General features: G+C 59.4%; 12 protein-coding genes and 1 other RNA gene. 5 read left to right on the top strand and 8 right to left on the bottom strand.

The annotated features are described in order from the left end of the window. Positions 1–78 precede the first annotated feature (78 nt). From ACESTR_RS02225 to ACESTR_RS02255, 7 genes are all read right to left on the bottom strand, one after another. On the bottom strand, positions 79–2,139 hold the full coding sequence (locus ACESTR_RS02225) for a family 20 glycosylhydrolase (protein WP_315976100.1): 2,061 nt from the start codon (positions 2,137–2,139) through the stop codon (positions 79–81). Between the two features lie 243 nt (positions 2,140–2,382). After that, complete coding sequence (locus ACESTR_RS02230) at positions 2,383–3,549, bottom strand: DUF1735 and LamG domain-containing protein (protein ID WP_373178748.1); 1,167 nt, start codon at positions 3,547–3,549, stop codon at positions 2,383–2,385. Positions 3,550–3,570: 21 nt separating this feature from the next. Continuing rightward, a complete protein-coding gene (locus ACESTR_RS02235) occupies positions 3,571–5,481 on the bottom strand; it encodes a glycoside hydrolase family 18 (RefSeq protein WP_195559126.1) in 1,911 nt (636 codons plus the stop codon). Between the two features lie 27 nt (positions 5,482–5,508). Further along, positions 5,509–7,119: a SusD/RagB family nutrient-binding outer membrane lipoprotein gene (locus ACESTR_RS02240; RefSeq protein ID WP_014775395.1), complete on the bottom strand. Its 1,611-nt coding sequence runs from the start codon at positions 7,117–7,119 to the stop codon at positions 5,509–5,511. Positions 7,120–7,132: 13 nt separating this feature from the next. Then, positions 7,133–10,498 carry a SusC/RagA family TonB-linked outer membrane protein gene (locus ACESTR_RS02245; protein ID WP_279063179.1) on the bottom strand — a complete coding sequence of 1,122 codons (3,366 nt, stop codon included), beginning with the start codon at positions 10,496–10,498 and terminating at the stop codon, positions 7,133–7,135. Positions 10,499–10,624: 126 nt separating this feature from the next. Then, on the bottom strand, positions 10,625–11,626 hold the full coding sequence (locus ACESTR_RS02250; protein ID WP_039939430.1) for a FecR family protein: 1,002 nt from the start codon (positions 11,624–11,626) through the stop codon (positions 10,625–10,627). Between the two features lie 87 nt (positions 11,627–11,713). Then, positions 11,714–12,310, bottom strand: coding sequence for an RNA polymerase sigma-70 factor (locus tag ACESTR_RS02255; protein ID WP_130062911.1), 597 nt, complete (start codon positions 12,308–12,310; stop codon positions 11,714–11,716). A gap of 193 nt (positions 12,311–12,503) precedes the next feature. Between ACESTR_RS02255 and rnpB the strand changes: the two genes are divergently transcribed. Then, positions 12,504–12,872, top strand: an RNA gene (gene rnpB / locus ACESTR_RS02260) — RNase P RNA component class A. Positions 12,873–13,080: 208 nt separating this feature from the next. After that, complete coding sequence (locus tag ACESTR_RS02265) at positions 13,081–14,604, top strand: DHA2 family efflux MFS transporter permease subunit (protein WP_302575435.1); 1,524 nt, start codon at positions 13,081–13,083, stop codon at positions 14,602–14,604. 75 nt (positions 14,605–14,679) lie between these two features. Here the strand turns inward: ACESTR_RS02265 and ACESTR_RS02270 are convergent, their stop codons facing one another. Further along, positions 14,680–15,942 (bottom strand): anaerobic sulfatase-maturation protein, encoded by a 1,263-nt coding sequence (locus tag ACESTR_RS02270; protein WP_014775392.1) that lies wholly within the window; start codon positions 15,940–15,942, stop codon positions 14,680–14,682. Positions 15,943–16,206: 264 nt separating this feature from the next. Here ACESTR_RS02270 and hutH point away from each other — a divergent pair, with 264 nt between their 5' ends. Genes hutH through ACESTR_RS02285 form a run of 3 tightly spaced genes read left to right on the top strand, consistent with a single transcriptional unit; the run spans position 16,207 to position 19,686 of the window. Further along, positions 16,207–17,721, top strand: a complete 1,515-nt coding sequence (hutH, locus tag ACESTR_RS02275) for a histidine ammonia-lyase (RefSeq protein WP_014775391.1) — start codon at positions 16,207–16,209, stop codon at positions 17,719–17,721. Then, positions 17,718–18,458 carry a 3-oxoacyl-ACP reductase FabG gene (gene fabG / locus ACESTR_RS02280; RefSeq protein ID WP_009596187.1) on the top strand — a complete coding sequence of 247 codons (741 nt, stop codon included), beginning with the start codon at positions 17,718–17,720 and terminating at the stop codon, positions 18,456–18,458. Before hutH ends, fabG begins: the two co-directional genes overlap by 4 nt. A 4-nt stretch (positions 18,459–18,462) precedes the next feature. Further along, positions 18,463–19,686, top strand: coding sequence for a beta-ketoacyl-[acyl-carrier-protein] synthase family protein (locus ACESTR_RS02285; RefSeq protein WP_227042272.1), 1,224 nt, complete (start codon positions 18,463–18,465; stop codon positions 19,684–19,686). The last annotated feature ends 12 nt before the right edge of the window (positions 19,687–19,698 follow it).

Here is a 19,698-nt window from a genome sequence, read left to right on the forward strand (position 1 = left end):
GTCCTCAGGGACCCGTCAAAAAGAGGGATGCGGCCTGACGGCCGCATCCCTTTTCGCAAAACGGACGCAACGCGACGGTTACTCGACGATGATTTCGTCGGTGAAGATCCAGCCGCCGGGACGGCCGTTGTGACGGGCTTTCAGGCGGACGTAACGCGCCTCGGTCTGGCCCGTCCAGCCGAACTCCCTGTAGCAGTCCTGCTTGAATTCGACCGGAATGTCGTTCCCGACCGTGGCGAGGGGCGTGAAGTGCTCGTTGTCGTCCGAGACCGAAAATTCGACCGCACGGGGCATCCAGATATCGGCGTAGAAGCCCTGCATGAAATCGGCGGCGATGCGCCGCACGGGCTGCCGCTCACCCAGATCGACGACCAGATCGACATCGGTGTCGAGCCAGCCCAGCCAGCGTCGGTCGCCGTAGTTCCAGCCGCCGCGCAGTCCGTCGGTCAGCGAGCCGTCGCCCGCAGCGGCGTATTTGGGACTGTAGGGCGTATGGTAAATCACGGTCTTGCCGGTCGAAAGGCAGCGGAGGGGTTCGAGCGATTCGGGACGCGGCCCCACGGCGTTCTTCTGATCGAAGGGGTGGTATCCGCGCTCCTGAAGCCATGCCACGGCGTCGAGCGCACGGGCATAAAAGTCGTCGTAATCCTTCCTTTCAGGCGCACTCCACCCCACTTCGGCGACGGCCAGCAGGCGCGGCCACATCATATGCTCGGCATGCTCGGCGGTCGGGACGTGCTCGCACCAGAGGTTGCCCTGCACGCCGAGGATCATCGGCACGACCTGAGCGCCGAGCGAATCGGGAGCCGGATCGTAGGAATAGGCCTGTTCGAGGGTCAGGAACGCCGCGGCGGCGACCGGTTCGGTCGTGGGATCGTCCTGACAGAAGTCGAGGTAGCAGTAATTCGAAGGGGTCATGACGGCATGATGTCCGGCGGTGGCAGCGGCGATGCCGCCCTCGGTGCCGCGCCACGACATGACCGTGGCGTCGGGCGCAAGTCCCCCTTCGAGAATCTCGTCCCAGCCCAGCAGGCGGCGGCCCTTGGCGTTGAGGAAGGTCTCGATGCGGCGGATCATGTAGCTTTGCAGCTCATCGACGTCTTTCAGCCCCTCTTTGCGCATCCGCGCGGCGCATTTGGGGCAGGTGCGCCAGCCCTGCTTCGAGGCTTCGTCGCCGCCGATGTGGATATACTCCGAGGGGAAGAGTCCGATCACCTCGGAAAGGACGTTTTCGAGGAATTCGAACGTCTGTTCGTTGCCGATGCAGAAGTCGGAATTGAGATAGGGTTTCCCGCTGCACGAAAGTTCGGGGAAGACGGCCAGCACCTCCTCGCTGTGGCCTGGCATCTCGATTTCGGGGATCACCTCGATATGCAGGGCGCGGGCGTATTCGACCACCTCGCGGATTTCGTCCTGCGTATAGTAGCCGCCATCGGCCGCCGGATCGTCGCGGCGGCAGTAGCGTTTGCCGCCGAAGTTCCACCCCTCCCAGTCGGGATAGGGCCGCCATGCGGCGATGTCGGTAAGGACGGGGTATTTCTTGATCTCGATGCGCCAGCCGGCGCCGTCGGTCAGGTGCCAGTGGAAGCGGTTGAATTTGTAGCGGGCCAAGAGGTCCAGCTGCCGCTTGACGAACTCCTTGTCGCGGAAGTGGCGCGAGACGTCGAGCATGAAGCCCCGGTAGCCGAAGCGCGGAGCGTCCTCGATCACAACGGCCGGAATCCGGCGGCCGCAGCGTTCGGCCAGCTGGCCCAGCGACTGAAGTCCGTAGAAGAGTCCGGCGGCATCGGGCGCCGTGACGGTGATTTTTCCGCGGGCGACGTCGAGGCGGTAGCTTTCGGGCGCGCCGCCCTCGGCAAGCAGCAGGTAGAGAACGGGGATGTCGTCCCCGGCGGCTTCGGCGAAAGAGACGGGGAAAAAGCCGTCGCCGGAGCGCCGCATCCACGCCTCAAGGTCGGCCTTGGCCTGCCCTTCGAGGTTGGTCGCAAAGAGCAGCGTAGAGGGCATCCGGAAGGCGCCGTCGCCCCACGCCACCTGCTGCGGAGCGGGGATAATGCCCGTCGAGAGATCGCCGCGGGAGTTACCGCATGCCGCGAAAAACACGCATGCGGCGGTGAAAAGCAAAAGTCGTAGTTTCATCGGTAAGTTTTATGGGTGATCGGTTTGGTTCTTCGTACAAAGATAGCACAATCCGGCGCCGCGTCAAATAAATTTGCCGCCGACGGAAGAGAGTATCGCCAAGCCGGGATTCAGCTCCGCCAAAAGCGACCGGTCCGCCGGGAATAAAAACCGGAATAAAAAGAAGCCGTGCCCCGGCGGCAGTCTCCTGCACCAGCCGCACGGCTTCCGTTCAGCGGATCGGAATGGTATCCGGTATCCGGATTACATCCACTTGGTGTCCATCATCCTCGGGTTGGAGCTGCCGCCCACGGCGTCGTAGCCGTGGCCCGTAAGGTCCTTGACGATGTTGCCGCCGCCGTCCTTGGCCTCCCAAGCGTTCATACGCCAGTAAGCCAGCAGGCCGTCCGATTCCGGATTGACATAATTCATGTTGTTCGATATCTCGGCCTCAGTCAGCGCACGCGTCCAGACCCGGCACTCAGCGACATAACCATTGAGCGGACGTCCACCGCCATAAGAAGCGCCGAGATAAAAACCGCCCGAATTATCGCTCGACAAGTTGATGGTCTCCCCCTGTGTCGCAACACCAGTAACATACACGCCGTCGATAAAAATATCCCAACTCTTCCCCGACCATACGGCAGCTACATGATACCACTTGCCCGTATCAAAAGGTTTAGAGGTCGCAGCAGGCTGATAATCGCCATGGCAGATCTGAAGAACGTTCTTGGGGACCTTCACGTCTCCGAAGCGGACACCGCACTCGCCCTCAATACCCATAATCGAACTAATATAAGGATCATAATTCTGGAATCCGTCCATATAGACACGGGCTTCAAGCGTTATGGCTTTGAGTGCAGCAAGATTGGCGTCTTCCTGAAACGACGGCACTTTATAAATGTTACTTGATCCGAGGTAGATAGCCTTACTGATAACCGGTGTTTTTAATACTATGAAAAGTGTCCGAGAAGGTTCCAAAACGGCAAGACCGCTGTTTTCGATCCGCTCGATGCTCACGGGCATGCAGTAGGTCGTACCCTCCTGAAAGTCATCGAGTGACGTGACGGTAAAATCGACCTCCGAGGAGCGACTGTAACCGGCCGAGATCACCACTTCGTCACCGCTGAGCGTATAACTGTCTGCGGGGGGCATAACATAATTTTTCTGGTATTTGGCATTATACTCCTCCAGCAGGTCGGGGCGCAACGAAATCTTGATTTTGGTATCCTTATTCACAGGCACCGAGGAGGAGACCGAAATCTCCGTTCCGGCCGGGGGCGTATCGATGGTAACCGACTTGGAAACCGTCTTCTGCGCATCGGTCATGTAGGCCACCGGATGGATTTCCGCCGTCTCCTGACAGCCGCAGAGAGCAGCCGCAGCGAGGAGGAAAGGGGCGATTAAATATTTCAGTTTCATAACATACATTTTTTTCTGGTTAATAAATCGCTAGTTGGCCGGGCCGTAGATTTCGGCTTCGTTCATGCTCGTCCAGCCCGTTACAAGACCCACGTAAACCCGGATATAGCGGGCTTTGACCGTTCTCTTGAATTTGACCCACTTCCAGTTGTCGGACAGCACCGGAGTGAAGGGAACGCCGGCCGAAAGGCTGTACCAGACATTGCCGTCTTCGCTGTAGGTGAGGTCGGTGCACTGCGGTTCGGAATCCTGATAGTGGATATGCCAGCGCAGGCCGGTCACGTCGTTGACTTCGCCCATGTCGATGGTGAAGTTGCCGCCGTTGCCCCACGAATAGGAAGCGCTGCTTGCATACCAGCAGTTGCCGTCGAGCTTGCCGTCGAACATGGCCGCCTTCTGCGCGGCGGAGTCGCAGTTCCAAACACCGGTGGCGCCGCTCGTCGCAGTACCCTGACAGCAGGTGATCGTCCATGCCGAGGTCGGAGCGATCTTCGAGCCGTCGAGCGTCGTCGCGCCGATTTCGACATCCATCGCGACCTTCGTAACGAAGATATAATGTACGGAGCCCTCCTTGACGGCATATCCGGCATCCGAAATAGGACTGATCACCACCGGAATCAAATAATACCCCTTTTCGATTGACTTAGGATCGAGCGTAATCGTCGCATCGGGAGAGAACACCTGATTTTCGGCGCACTGGATCGGCTCCATCTTAACCAACGACGGATCGACGGTCTCATATTCCGTACCGTTCTCATCGTTATAAACGGCTACGAGCGAATTATCCACACCCAGCGTCAACTGCATACCGCTTACAACGGGACGCGAGAACGACAACGAAACTTTATCCTGCATCGTTCCGGTCACCGAACCATCGTCCTCGACAACGAACGAAAAGTTGGAAGATTGGTTACTCGAAAAAGCCACATCGATAGGCGTTTTCCAGCCTCCGGCAGGATTGGCCATCTGAATCGCATTGCGCATAAATTGGTACGGCATGGCCGAATTACCGTATTCGTACTCCATATGGTATGCACCGAATCCGGCGCCGGCACCCTGCGTGGGATTAAAGGTCGCCATACCGTAAAGAGACGGCATCCTATTACCTTCGCGGTCCGTAAAATTCACACCGCCAGTTTTCCAATAAGACTCAAAATTCTCGGCAAAGATATACTGTTCAGGCTTCCAGCCTTTTGCATCGGCATTATTGAAGCGATTTTGCAGATCGGTATAACCAGAAGAAGCATACGCCTGCACGATACCATAGTCGAAACAATCCACAACCGAACGATCCACCGCATAAGGCACGCCATCGATTATCAGCAGGCGTCCGGTACCAGATTTCGGACCGACATACTTGCTCATGGCATTGATCAACTTGGTAAACAGAGCATTGTCATGTCCGACAAAAGGCCCTGATGCACCATAGCCCGGCTCATAGTCGATATCGATGCCGTCGTACTGATACTTGTCCATCGAGTCTTTGCAATAGGCTTTTGCATAAGCTTCAATGGCCTCGTCGGTATATTCACCGTTGCCGATTTCAAGGAACGGTTCGGGCAGTTTATCCGAAAAAATCGTATAGGTCACTTTCGTACCCAACGTTTTCTGAACGAACTCCTTATCGGCCATTTGCTGGGGCGTGAGCGTGTGCCACTGGCTCCAGATCGAGATGATGTCCATCGAGTCTGGGGCGCTGATCAGACGCGACTGATAGGACGCGCCGACGGCCGTCCACGAACCGTACCAGCCGAAAGCCAGTTTGTGTTTGGTCTGCTTGTAGGCGCGGAGATTCTGGTAATAGGCATTGTCGCGCAGGATCGGCGACTGCTGGTCCGGATGCTGGATATTGATCCGCTCAGGCGTCGTCTCCTTCGTACAGGAGGCCACCGCGGCCGCCAGCACGAGACAAACTACTGCATGTTTCAATATATTTTTCATAGTTTACTCAGGTATAGTTTCAGGTTACTAATTCTTTTTGTCCCACCACAGCTTCGTGCCGCCGTTGTCAGGACCGCCGAGCAGTTTGACGGCCTCCTGCACGGCCGCGCCGTTGTTGGAGTATTCCGACTGCGGGAAGACCATGCGGCGGATCTGCTTGTTGGTATCGACGCCGCTGGTCGGATAGTTGGAGCGTACGGGGAAAATCAGGGGATAACCCGTACGACGGAATTCGGACCAAGCCTCGGTGCCGTTGGGGAACATGGCGATCCATTTCTGGGTGATGATGCGCTCAAGCTGCTCCTCTTCGGAAGCGCCGGCGTTCCATTTGATCGTAATCTTGCCCAAGGCCGAAATATTATACTTGGTATTGGCGGCCGAAACGTCGGTGAAGTCGGTCGGTTTGCTCGTTTCGTCGGCGGCATACCTTGCGGCGGCATCGGCGCTCAGGCCGTTTTCGAGGAACGACAGCTCGATACCCTTGTTATAGAACTCCTCGGCGGTACCGCCCATCTCGGCCGTCCAGCCGCGCATGGCACCTTCGGCGCGCAGGAACGCGACTTCCGAGGCCATCATCCAGCGCAAGGGCGAATCGGTGGATTTCTCCTGTACGTTGGGCGCGGACATGGCCTTGTAATCATCCTGCTGGGGATTGGGCATTCCGTTGGCTACACCGCGGTATTCGCCCTTGTTGTCGCCTTCGGTGACAGGCTGGAAATAAACCGGAAGACGCGGGTCGTTGTAACCGTTGAGGTAGGAGTCCATCGAAGCGCCCATGCGGGTGTCGCTATAGCCGTTCCAGATCTTTTCGAGCGGGTTGATGATCGTAATGGATCCCCAGCTCTGGAAAAGCGCGCTGTCGTCGGCCGTCTCCATCACGCCGTCGCGGACGGCTTCCATGGCGTACTGCTTCGCAAGGTCGGGCTTCACGTAACAGATGCGCATGGCCAGACGCAGCTTCACCGAGTTGGCGAGCTTGAGCCATTTCGAATAATCGCCGTGGTAGAGGGCATCGACCTCTTCGAGCGGTTTGGCGTCGGGATTGTTCTCCACGACGTCCTTCAGCACCGCGATCGCGCTGTCGAGCGTCTCGAAGAAGTGCATATAGCACTCTTCCTGCGAATTGTAAGGGTTCTCCGTCTCGCCGAAATGCAGCACGGGCAGCGGGCCGTAGATATCGCTCACGCGATGAAGCGACATGACTTTCAGAATATTAGCCACAGCGAAGATGTCGTCGCTGAGCAAACCGTTGGCGTGGGCGTACTTCAGCTGCAGCCAAGCGGGCATGACATTGGTGAACGACTCGCTGAAAGGTACGTTGCACCAATCGCTGCCGTTCAGCGCATAAATCTGGGGGTTGGTGCCGCCGTCCCAGTTGTTCGTACCGGACATATAACCGGCGTATACGTCGCCGATCAGGTTATAAGCTTTTTGATAACGGTTGTTGGGATCGGTATCCGAGCCGCTGCACGAGTAGACGGCGTCCATCTGCATGGTGGTGATGAACATCTTCAGATCCACATCCTGCGCAGCATTGGGGTCGGTATTGAAGCGCTCGAAGTCCCCGGTGCAGGCGGTGAACGCCAGACAGGCGGCCGCCAGCGAAAGGAATCCTTGTTTGATATTGTTTCGTTTCATAGTCGGTTGAGCTTTAGAATTGGAGTTTTACACTGAATCCGAGGGTGCGGACGCTCGGCTGCATGAAGAAGTCGACACCCTGATAGTAGGTACTCGTCGAAGCGGTCACTTCGGGGTCGAACGGAGCCTTGTTGTAGAACATGAACAGGTTGCGGCCGACGAACGATACGCTCATATTGACCTTGTTGCGGAACCATTTGGAGGGCAGGTCGTAACCCAGCGTAAGCTCGCGCAGGCGGACATTGGTCATGCTGTAGACATAGTGCGAAAGCATCGCCATGCCGTCGCCGCTGTTGGCATAGAAGGTCTTGGCGTCGGGAACCTGCTGGTCGTCGGAAATCCATACGCCGCCGTTCTCGCGGGCGTCGGCCGAATCCTGCGAAACGCCGAAGCGGTCCATGAGGGCCTGCGTGGCCGATACGCCGCGGCCACCGATACGTGCGTCGATCAGCACGCCGAGCGAAACGCCCTTGTAGGAGAACTGGTTGTTCCAGCCCCAGCGGAAGCGGGCTTCGGTGTTGCCGGCGAAGATGTAGGCTTCGGGATCGGGATCGAGCAGCACGGTGTTGGAGTTGGGATCGACATAGATATGACCCTTGTCGTCGGTCAGCAGGCCTTTGACATAGAAGTCGCCGATCGAACCGCCCTCGACGAGCTTGACACGGTAACCGCCGTAGTCCTTATTGACCTCCTTGATATCGACCAGCGAGCCCGTATCCGGATCGCGGGTGCCTTCGGGAACCAGCTCCTTGATCTTGTTGCGGTTCATCGAGAAGTTGAGGGTCGTGGCCCACGAGAAATCGCGCCATGTGTTCTTGTATCCGGCCGAAGCCTCGATACCCCAGTTATTGACCTTGCCGGCGTTGATGTATTTCTGTTTGTAGCCGGAGCTGGGAGGTGCGTCGTAAAGGAAGAGCTGGTTGTAGGTGTTGGTATTGTAGTAGGTAGCCGTAGCCGAGATCTTGTTGCCCAAGAACTTGACGTCGAGACCGGCCTCGAACGACTTGGTACGCTCGGCTTCGAGGTGCTTGGCCGGAGCGATCGTCGCCGTGCTCACCACGCCGTTGGTCAGCGTGTAGTTGGGACCGGTGATGTAACGTTCGGGAGCGTTGCCCACCTCGGCATAGGATCCGCGCACCTTGAGGAACGAGATGCCCGCCTTCGAGAGGTCGGCCATCGACGAAATCACGGCCGAAAGGCCCACCGAAGGATAGAAGATGTTCTGTTTGGGCGTGAAGGCCAGCATCGAGGCCCAGTCGTTGCGGACCGAAACGTCAACGTAGAGCATACCCCGCCAGCCCAGCTGCATGGTCGCATACACGGCCTGAATCTGGTCGTGGTAGTTCTCCTGCGTCGGGAAACTCTGCGAGTTGTCGGAGATGATGTTGTTGTAGGTGAACTTGTTGGGAATGCCCGCCAGATAACCTTCGTAACCCGTCAGCTGGTTCTTGTCGTCCATGATGCTGGCGCCGAGGTTGAACTGCAGGGAGAAGGCATTGTCGAAGAAGCTCTTGTCGATGCTCAGCAGCACGTCGCCGTAGAGGTTGTTGTGCGTCATCGTGCGGTTCAGGTAGCTGCCGTACTTCGAAGCGAAGAGCGTGTTGGTCGAAGCGCTGAGTTTGCGGGTGTAGTTGATCGTCGCATTATCGGTACGGATACGGCCCGTCAGGCTCATCCAGTCGGTGATGTCGAGCTTCATCGTAGCGTTGAAGCTGTAGCGGTGCTGACGGTTTTCGTTCAGCTCGCGGTTGGTGATCCACCACGGGTTCTCGACGCCCTTGAGGAATTCGAGGTCCCAGAACTGCTCCATATAGCGCGAGTCGGAACCCGGACGCTCGTAAATCTCGTATTTGCGGATGTCGTTGCCGCGCGGGAAGAGGTAGATGCCCACCAGCGGGTTGCGGTACTGGCCCTGAATGGTCTGGTTGCGGGTGTACTGCTTCATGTAGGTCGCGCCCACGTCGAGCGTCAGGCGGTCCTTGATAAGCATCGTCGTATTGCGGATCGAGAAATTGTAGCGGTTGTAGACATTGTTGGGTACGATACCGCGCGAATTGACGGCGGAAGCCAACGCATAGGTCTGGTTGCGTTCGGTACCGGCGGAAAGGCCCACCGAGTTGGTCTCGTTGAATCCGGTCTGGAAGAAATCCGCGGGATCGTACGAAGTCGGCGTGGCGAGTTTGCTGCCCCAGCTCATCATCGGCTCGATTTCGCTCGTGCCGTAGGTGTTCTGGAATTTGGGCATCACGAAGGGATGGGAGAAGGTCGTCGAGTTCGAATAGTTGACCCGCACGCGGCCCTCCTTGCCCTTCTTGGTGGTGATGAGGATCACACCGTTGGCGCCCTGAGCACCGTAGAGGGCCGAAGCCGTGGCACCCGAAAGGATCGACATGGACTCGATGTCGTCGGGGTTGAAGTTGGCGATACCTTCGAAGTCGCCGCCGTCGGGCGTTTCATACGTGCCTGAGGTCTGGCTCGAACGCAGGCTCGGAAGCGGAATACCGTCGATCACGTAGAGGGCGTTGTTCTCGCCGTTGATCGACTTGACGCCTCGCATCACCACGCGGGTCGAACCGCCGGCGCCCGATGCACTGGCATTGATCTGAAGGCCGGCGACCTTACCCGAAAGGGAGTTCATGAAGTTGGCGTCCTTGACCGAGGTGACGATGTCGCCGGCTACCTCCTGCACGTTGTAGGTCAGCGATTTCTCGGCGCGCTTGATACCGAGGGCGGTCACCACGACGGCGTCGAGCACCTCGTTGTCTTCGAGCATTACCACCTGAAGGGGCGCGGAGCCCGTTACGGGAAGGGTTTGCTTGGCATAGCCGATCAGCGAAATTTCGAGCGTGTCGCCGACCTTGGCCTGCGGCAGCATGAAATTGCCGTCGAGATCGACGGCCACGCCGGTCGTCGTGCCCTGAATCAGCACCGTGGCGCCGATCAGCGGCATGCCCTGAGCGTCCTTAACGGTTCCGCTGACTCCGCCCTGAGCGTTGTGGGGGGGGGAATTTTTAGTTTTCTTCGAAAGGACGATGTGCTTGTCGCGAAGCGTGTAGGCGATGTCGGAACCTGCGAAAAGTTTGTCGAGCAGAGCCGTCAGCGGCTCGTCCTGCGCGGAAACGGTCACTTTGCGGTCGGTGTCGATGTCCGACGTGTTGTAGACGAACGAGCAGCCGGTCTGCTGCTGAACGGTTTGGAAAACGTTGACGATAGCGGCGTCCCGGACGTCGAGGCTGACGCGGGAAACGGACTGCTGCGTCTGTGCTGCGGCATGAGCGCCGAAGCATCCCAATACGAAAATCGGGATAAGAAACAGACAACGGAAACATGCGGAGACGGCATGCACTCCCCTGCCTGCTGCAAGGTAAGTTTTTTTCATGGATCTGAATTTAGGTTAGATTTTGAAAAGTAGATTGTCAAAAACCGCCGCTGCGTACAGCGGCCTGCGAAAACTGACGTATTATTCTCCCATAGGCGGTTCGGTGGTTTTCAGGTTGGTATTAGGTTATCGTTTAGGATTCGGGTAGATTTCGATGTCGTTGCCGACGACCTTGTAGGTGAACTTATAGGTGAGCTGCAGCACCGACATGATGTGGTAGATGCCGTCCTCGACGCGGAAGTCGCCGGAGAAGCGTTCGCTGCGCAGGGCTTCGTCCATAAAGCGGATATCGACGTTGTAGTAGCGTTTGAGTTCGGCGACGATCTCCCCGAAGGTGTCGTGCTCGAAGCAGAAGCGGCCGTCGATCCAGTTGATCGACCGGTCGGCCGAAGGTTCGTCGGTCAGGCGCATGGCGCCGGTCCGGGTATCGAACACCAGCTGCTGCGAGGGGCGCAGGCGCACGGCGGCCTTCTCGTCGCCCGAAGCGTAGGCCTTGACCGCTCCTTCGAGCAGGACGGTGGTGATGCGGTGGTCGCTGTCGTCGTTGCGGATGTTGAAGCGGGTGCCGAGCACCTTGATGTCGAGTCCGTTGGTCGAGACGACGAAGGGCGCCTGAGCGTCGTGCTGCACCTCGAAATAGGCTTCGCCGTCCATCTTCACGCGGCGTTCGCGCGAAAAGAACGGTGCGACGTACTCGACGCTGCTGGCGGAGTTGAGCCAGACCTTGGTGCCGTCGGGCAGCACCACCTGCGAACGTTCGCCCAGATGGGTGATGACGGTCAGGGGCTGCGCAAGGCGTTTGGAAAGCGACACGGTGGTAACGCCCCCGGCCAGCAGAATCACCGCCACGGCGGCAGCGGCGGCGGCGCGGACCGCGATGCGCCGCAAGGAGATACGGCGTCCGGCGTGCATGCGGCGCTTGAACTGACGGAGCGAACGCTCGACGTCGATACCGGCCGTATCGTTGATACGGTCGTTGACATATAATATGTAATAAACCTCCCCAAGCAGTTTGCGGTTGGCGGCCGACGCGTCGTACCACGCTTCGACGGCCGCGGCCTCCGCAGCATTCAGTTCGCCTCTCAGGTAGGCTGCCAATACTTCTTCGCTGATCTGTAAATTCGTCATCTGTTCGCTAATCTATATAGTAATACAATCCGTCGGCAGAGGATGCTAAACGGAATTCAAAAAAAATAGGGAATTTTCGGTATTTTTTCAGTGCAGGTCCGGCCACAACAGCAAAACGACGAGCGGCCAGTACTCTTTCAGCTCTTCGCGCAGCAGGCGCACGGTCTGCCCGATCCGGTAATTGACCGTCTGCGGCGACACGCCGAGCGCGGCGGCGATCTCCTTGTGGGTCCTGCCTTCGAGCCGGTGCATGCGGAAAGTCTGCTGGAATTCGGGCGGCATCTTGCGCAGCGCGGCCGTGAGACGCTCCACCAGTTCGCCTTCGAGGTAAAAATCGGGATCGTCGAACTCCTCCGCATAGTCTTCGGCGAGCTGGCGGATCACGCGGTTTTTGATCGTATCGCGCGACATATGGTTGATCGACTTGTTCTTGACGATGGTGAACAACAGCGACTTGAGGGGCATTTCGGGCAGCAGCGACGTGCGGTTTTCCCAGACCCACATCAGCGTATCCTGCACCAGCTCCTCGGCGCGGGCCGGGGTGACGAAACGGGTGGCGTAGGTACAGAGGGGTTTATAATAACGGCGGAAGAGCGCGTCGAAACATTTTTCGTCTCCGGCGCGGAGCAAACCCACAACCGTACGGTTGTCTTGCATGTTGATTGTTTGCGCGTTATCTGTCATAGGCCGGGTTATTCGCACGATTCGGCCGCCGCTGCGGACGGAATCAGCCTTTAGCAAAAGTACTATTTAATCCGATATTTCCAAAAAACTTCGCATGCACCGCATCGGTACGGCCCGTACGGAGGAGGAAAACGCATTTTCCGAATATCGCGCCCCCGAAGCGGGAATACCGCCGAATTTTATTATCTTTGCGGTGCAGGTCCGCTCTGTCGCTGCCGGCCGTGGCCGGGAGAGGAAAGTCCGGGCAACGCAGAGCGCCGCGCAAGCTAATGACTTGATATCCGTGAGGGTATAGGAGCGTAACAGAAAAGAACCGCCCACAAGGGATTTCCCGGCGGGTAAGGGTGAAAAGGCGGGGTAAGAGCCCACCGCGGGGGCAGCGATGTCGCCCGGCAGTACGTCTCGCGGGTTGCAAGACCGTGTATACCGGCAATTAAGGGTTGCTCGCCCGATGCCGGGGGGTAGGTTGCTTGAGACGGCAGGAGACTGCCGCCCTAGATAAATGACAGAGGTCCGGGGTTCGCCCCGGAAACAGAACCCGGCTTACAGGACCTGCACGTACGGAACGTTCTCGAATAGAGAGCGTTCCTTTTTTTTCGGGCGCAGCCTTATCCGCATCCGCGGGTTTTGCCGCCCGGCCGCCTCGCGTTGCGATTCCCCGGACGCGGGTCGTCCCGATTGCTCTGCGGCGGCTGTTCAGGCCGCCGGTTTTCCCCTCCCTTCGGTCCGCCGCCGCTGTGGTGGCATTTTTTTTGACGCACTGCCGCGCAATGGCGAATCTGCGCGAACACATACGGCAAAGCAGCGGCTACAAATGGTGGATTCTGGGCATGATCATGCTCGGAACGTTCATGGCCGTGCTGGACGTGACGGTGGTGAACGTCGGACTGCCGGCGATCATGTCGGCCTTCGGCATCGGCATCTCGTCGGCCGAATGGGTCATCACGACCTACATGATTACGATGACGATCATGCTTCCTTCGGCAGGGTGGTTTGCGGACCGGTTCGGCAACAAACGCGTCTATATCCTCGGACTGGTGCTGTTCACGCTCGGCTCGTGGCTCTGCGGCAAGGCTTCGAGCGACCCGTTCCTGATCGGGGCGCGGGCCTTGCAGGGCGTAGGAAGCGGCATCATACAAGCGCTGGGACTGGCGATCGTGACGCGCGAGTTCAAGCCCGCGGAGCGCGGTCTGGCGCTGGGTCTGTGGTCGATGGCCGCGGCGGCTTCGATCTCGTTCGGGCCGCTGCTGGGCGGCTATCTGGTCGATGCGTACAGCTGGCACAAGATATTCGACGTGAACGTGCCGGTCGGAGTGCTGGCCGTCCTGCTCGCGGCATTCGTCCAAAAGGAGTGGAAGAACCAGACGCGCAGCCCGTTCGACTGGCAGGGGTTCGCGGCCATCGTGCTCTTCATGCCGCTGGCGATCTATGCGCTGGCGCGGGGCAATTCGCCGTCGAATCCCGGCGGGTGGAGCGCGCCCGAAGTGATCGGCTGTTTCATCGTCGCTGGGGCGGCGCTGGCGTGGTTCATCGTCGCGGAGCTGCGCAATCCCGCGCCGCTGCTGCAGATCCGGCTGCTCGCGGAACGCAACTTCGGAATTTCGATGGCCGTGCTGACGCTCTTCGCCATAGGCATGCTCGGCGGCACCTATCTGCTGCCGCTCTACATGCAGCGGGGACTGGGATACACGGCACTGGCGGCGGGAAGCATGTTCCTGCCCGTAGGTGTGATTCAGGGCGTGCTCTCGGCCGTTTCGGGTTATCTGACCCGCTATGTCAGGCCACTGCTGCTGAGCGCGGCGGGCATTCTGATCATGGCGCTGAGTTTCTGGCTCGCCAGCCGTTTCACGCTCCACACCACGCACGGACATATTCTCTTCATACTCTATCTGCGCGGCTTCGGCATGGGACTTACGTTCGCGCCGCTCAACCTCTTCTCGCTCAAGAACCTCACCCAGCAGGACATGGCCGCGGCGGCCGGCATTTCGAACAGCATCAAACAGCTGGCCGGAAGCATCGGAATCGCCCTCCTGACGGTGATCTTCTCGGCGCGAACCTCCTACCACGCCGCACACGAGACCGTCTCCGCGGCGCAGACCTACGTCGAAGGGGTCACGGACGCCCTGCGCGTGGTGGCGGTCATCACGCTGGCGGCGTTGCTTCCGCTGCTGGGGGTCTTCCGGAAAAAACGGCCGGGAAAGAGCGGAGTGAAAGGTGCGGCAACCCCTTCGCCGGGAGAGGCCGTCTCCGGCAAAACCGACAAGACAACCATTTACCGGACAAAACCCGAATAGGGCGGCGTCCGCCGGACACAAATAAAACGCCTGCACCCGGAGAAGGATGCAGGCGTATTCGTATGCCGGGCAGGGTTATTCCAGCCCCATGCGTTTGCGGGCGAAGGGCATGACCCACGCCGGAGCCTGCTGTTTAGACAGCAGGTCGCGCATGTATTCCATGTACGGCTCCACGTGGCGGAAGTAGATTTTCAAACCTTCGCAGAGCGAGTTTTTCGGGCTTCCGTCGGCACCGCGGTCGAAGCGGTGCTTGGGGCACTCGCCACGGCAGGCGAAGTAGAATTTGCAGCGCAGACATTCCGTGGGCAGCGTGTTGCGCTTGTTCAGGCCGAATTCGCGGCGTTTGGCCGTGCGGTAGATTTCGTCGAGCGGCGTCTGGGCGATGTTGCCCAGTTTGTATTCGGGGTAGACGAAGTGGTCGCAGGAGTAGACGTCGCCGTTGTGCTCGACGACCAGCGCGTCGCCGCACGTCTCGCCCATCGAGCAGACGCCCGGCTGCACGCCGCACCACTGGGCCAGCGAGGCGTCGAACATCTGGACGTAATAGCGGCCCACGTCGCCCACGACCCACTGGTCGAAAACGTCGCACAGAAAACGCCCGTAGCCTTCGGCCGTGACGGACCACTCGGCCACCCGCGCGCCTTCGCGGTCGGGGGAGACGATCAGCGGACGGTGGAAGCCCGGCTTGTCGACGACATGCTCCACGGCGGGCAGGAACTGCATGTATTTGCTGTGGACCGTGTCGCGGAAAAAGCGGTAGATCTCCGCGCCGCGGCCTTCGCAGCGGCGGTTCACGACGCTCAGCGTATTGAATTCCACGCCGCTGCGTTCGAACATCCGCACGGTCTCCATGACGCGCGCGAAGGTCGGCTTGCCGCCTTTGGTAAGGCGGAAAGCGTCGTGAATGTCTTCGGGACCGTCGAGCGAGACGCCCACCAGAAAATTGTTCGACGCGAACAGATCGCACCACGCCTCGTCGACCAGCGTGCCGTTGGTCTGAAGGGTGTTCTCGATGCGTTTGCCGTCGGCGTATTTCCGCTGGAACTCCATGGCCCGGCGGTAGAAATCGACGCCCAGCAGCAGCGGTTCGCCCCCGTGCCAGCAGAACTGGACCGTATCGACTTCGTTGGCGCAGATATATTGTTTGACGTAAAGTTCCAGCAGTTCGTCGCTCATCACGGCCTGCCGGCCGCCGTACTGCACCGCCTTGTCGAGGTAATAGCAGTAGTGGCAATCGAGGTTGCAGGCCGAGCCGGCCGGCTTGAGCATCGTCGAGAAGGCAACGGGGCCGGCCTGTTTCTCGGCGTCGCGGAAAGTGAAGATGTCTTTCGATTTCATAGGTAAGCAGGAAAGTCCGGACAAAAATAATAAAATCCCGGCAATATCCGCCATGAATGTTCAAAAGAGTCTCCGAAACGGCAAATCCGGAAAGCCGCCGCGACACCGCGAATGGCCGGCGTCCGGAATGCGTAAGGGCGCGGCGGGTCCGGCACCCTGCCCGCAGAGCACGGCCGGAGTGGACAATGGAAACAAAAAAGTGACCATATAAAGGATTTATTGAGATAGTTTTTGTATTTTTGGAGCCATAAATCCGTTCAAAAAATGCACTATTCGGACTTGGACTCCATTAACGGCCGGATTTTCAACCGGACAGAAGTTTCGCTCGGCGAAGCGGAACTCCGGGAAGTCGAGGCATGTTACCGTTTTCTCGAAGATTTCGAGCAGGGAAAAGTAATATACGGCATCAACACCGGTTTCGGCCCCATGGCCCAGTACCGGATCGGCGATGCCGACCTGAACAGCCTGCAATACAACATCATACGTTCGCACAGCTGCGGTGCGGGCGAGACGCTGCCCGACATCTGCGTGCGTGCGGCCATGCTTGCGCGCTTGCAAACCTTTCTCAACGCCAAATCGGGCGTACATCCCGACGTGGTGCGGATTCTGGCCGATTTCCTCAACAACGAAATATATCCGCTCGTGCCGCGCCACGGCAGCGTCGGCGCCAGCGGCGACTTGGTGCAGCTGGCGCATATCGCGCTGGCGCTGATCGGCGAATCGGAAGTGTCGTTCCGCGGCGAAACCGTCTCCGCGGCCGAAGCGATGAAGGCGTGCGGCATAACGCCGCTCAGGCTCCGCATCCGCGACGGGCTGGCGCTGACCAACGGCACAGCCGTGATGACGGGAATCGGCATGGTGAACCTCGCGCAGGCCCGCCGCCTGCTCGACTGGGCCGTGAAGGCTTCGGTGATGCTCAACGAGGTGGTCGAATCGTACGACGACTTCATGGCCGAGCCGCTCAACGCCTGCAAGCTCCACGCCGGGCAGATCGAAATCGCCCGCCGGATGCGCGAAATATGCGCATCGAGCCGCCGCCTGCGCAAGCGCGAAACGGAACTTTACAACGGCGACACGGGAGAGGCTCCGACCTTCAAGCACAAGGTGCAGCCCTACTATTCGCTGCGCTGCACGCCCCAGATACTGGGTCCGGTGCTCGAAACGCTCGAACAGGCGGAGAAGATACTCGTCGAAGAGTTCAATTCGGTGGACGACAATCCGGTGGTGGACTCCAAGACGGGGACCATCTACCACGGCGGCAACTTCCACGGCGACTACGTTTCGCTGGAGATGGACAAGCTCAAGATCGCCGTCACGAAGATGACGATGCTCGCCGAGCGGCAGCTGAACTACCTCTTCCACGACCGCATCAACGAAACGCTGCCGCCGTTCGTGAACCTCGGCAAGCTGGGGCTCAACTACGGCCTGCAGGCGGCGCAGTTCACGGCGACCTCGACCACGGCCGAATCGCAGACGCTTTCGAATCCGATGTACGTGCACTCGATACCCAACAACAACGACAATCAGGATATCGTCAGCATGGGCACCAACGCCGCGATGCTGACCCGTCAGGTGATCGAAAACGGCTATCAGGTGCTGGCGATCGAGATGCTCGCGCTGGTGCAGGCCGCGGATTATCTGGAGTGCGCCGCAGAACTGTCGGCCCAGACCCGGCAGCTGTACGACGACATCCGCCGCATCGTACCCAAGTTCATCGACGACACGCCCAAATACCGGGAGATCGCAGCCATCGAAAACTTCCTCAAACAGCAAGCATGACCGAACCGACGAAATATGCGCTCGTCACCGGCGGAAGCCGGGGCATAGGCCGCGAGATATGTCTCAAGCTGGCCCGGAGCGGCTACTACGTACTCATCAACTACCGCTCGAACGCCGACGAAGCCCAAAGGACGCTCGAAGGCGTCCGCGCCGCGGGCGGCGACGGGGAGACCCTGCGGTTCGACGTGGCCGCGGGCGAAGAGACCGCGGCGGCGATCGCGGCGTGGCAGGAGCGGCACAAGGGAGCCGTCATCGAGGTGGTGGTGAACAACGCGGGCATCCGCAGCGACACTCTGATGATGTGGATGGAGCCGCAGCAGTGGCACTCGGTAGTGGATACCGGCCTCGGAGGATTCTACAACGTCACGCGCCCGCTGCTGAAGGACATGCTGGTCAAACGTTTCGGCCGCATCGTCAACATCGTCTCGCTGTCGGGAATCAAGGGACTGCCCGGACAGACCAACTATTCGGCGGCCAAAGGCGGCGTGATCGCGGCGACGAAGGCGCTGGCGCAGGAGGTGGCCAAGAAGGGCGTGACGGTAAACGCCATCGCGCCGGGATTCGTACGCACGGACATGACCGCCGACCTCGACGAAGCGGAACTCAAAAAACAGATACCCGCCGGACGCTTCTGCGAGGCGGAGGAGGTCGCCGATCTGGCGATGTTCCTCATCTCGGACAAGGCCTCCTACATCACGGGGGAGGTGATATCGATCAACGGAGGATTATACACCTGACACCATGGAAAACAGAGTAGTCATCACCGGACTGGGCATCTGGTCCTCGATCGGCACCAGCCTCGGCGAAGTGACCGAATCGCTGCGCGAAGGGCGTTCGGGCATCGGGCTGGACCCGGAGCGCAGGGAGCTGGGATACATATCGGCGCTGACCGGTATCGTCAAGCGCCCCGAACTGAAGGGGGCGCTCGACCGCCGCAAGCGGCTCTGCCTGCCCCAGCAGGGCGAGTACGCCTACATGGCCACGGCCGAGGCGATGCGCAACGCGGGAATGGACGAAGCGTTTCTGGCGGCCAACGAGGTCGGCATCATCTACGGCAATGACAGCAGCGCGGCCCCGGTGATCGAGGGCATCGACATCATCCGCGCCAAGCGGAATACGGCGATGGTCGGTTCGGGAAACATCTTCCAGTCGATGAACTCGACCGTCACGATGAACCTCTCGGTGATCTTCAACCTGCGGGGCGTCAACCTCACCCTCTCGGCGGCCTGCGCCAGCGGCTCGCACGCGATCGGCATGGGATACCTGATGATCCGGCAGGGACTGCAGGAGCGCATCGTATGCGGCGGAGCGCAGGAGGTGAACCTCTATTCGGTCGGCAGTTTCGACGGGCTGGGAGCCTTCTCGAAGCGCGAATCGGACCCCGCGGCGGCATCGCGCCCCTTCGATAAGGACCGCGACGGGCTGGTACCGAGCGGAGGCGCGGCGACCGTGATCCTCGAAAGCTACGACTCGGCGGTGCGCCGGGGCGCGGCGATACTGGGCGAAGTGGCCGGATACGGATTCTCGTCGAACGGCGAGCATATCTCCGTGCCGAACGTGGACGGACCGCGCCGCTCGCTGCTGCGCTGTCTGGCGGATGCGGGCATGCAGCCCGGAGAGATTCCCTACGTCAACGCCCACGCCACCTCGACGCCGCTGGGCGACTACAACGAAGCGCTGGCCATCGACGAGGTGTTCGGCGCGCACAGGCCCTACGTCGCCTCGACCAAGTCGATGACCGGCCACGAAATGTGGATGGCGGGAGCCAGCGAAATCGTCTACTCGATGCTGATGATGGAGCACGGATTCATCGCCCCGAACATCAATTTCGCGCAGGGAGACGAAGCCACCTCGAAGCTCAACATCCCCGCCCGCAAGGTGGACCTCGCCTTCGACCGCTTTCTGTCGAACTCGTTCGGATTCGGCGGAACCAACTCGACCCTCATTATCAAGAAATGCAAATAAATCTCACGCAGA

The sequence above is a fragment of the Alistipes sp. DJF_B185 genome (assembly GCF_964250025.1).
GTDB classification, from domain to species: domain Bacteria; phylum Bacteroidota; class Bacteroidia; order Bacteroidales; family Rikenellaceae; genus Alistipes; species Alistipes finegoldii.